Annotated in this window: 1 pseudogene; it reads left to right on the forward strand. The window is 78.4% G+C overall.

Going from position 1 to position 500, the window contains the following annotated elements:
- A pseudogene (locus ND748_RS33650) lies at window positions 1-500 on the forward strand (hypothetical protein); the annotation flags it as partial.

Consider the following 500-nt stretch of genomic DNA (forward strand, 5'->3'; position numbering starts at 1 on the left):
GGTCGGGGCCGAGCTCGACGGCGCCCGCGAGCGGCTCGGCGCCCTGCGCGAGGAACTGCGCACCGCCACGGCGGAGGTACAGCGACGCGGGGTGGCGCCGCTCACCGGGGACCAGGTCCCGACGGATCTCGGTCACGCCGGGGACCTACTGCGCGCCGCGACCGCGGCGGTCGAGCACGCCGCGAACGGCCACGCCCAGGCCCGCGCCGCCCGCGACGACCTGGTCGCGCGCTCGACCCGGCACACCGAGGACCTAGACGCCTTCACCGCCATCGCCGAGAGCCTCGCGGACCTGCCCGCGGCGACCCAGCCGACCGTGGAGCCCGCGCGCACCGGAACAGGCGGTATCGGTGCGAGCGGACGGGGCGCGTCTGCGCTCGCCGGGCCGGCGGCGGATGATCCCGAGCCGGCCGATGGCGCGGCGGTGGCCATCCCGTTCGCGGGCGACGCGCGCCAGGCTCGGGAGAGCTCCCACCGGCTGCGCCTCGCCTGGCGAGAGA

The organism is Frankia sp. AiPs1 (assembly GCF_023716945.1).
Taxonomy (GTDB): Bacteria; Actinomycetota; Actinomycetes; order Frankiales; family Frankiaceae; genus Frankia.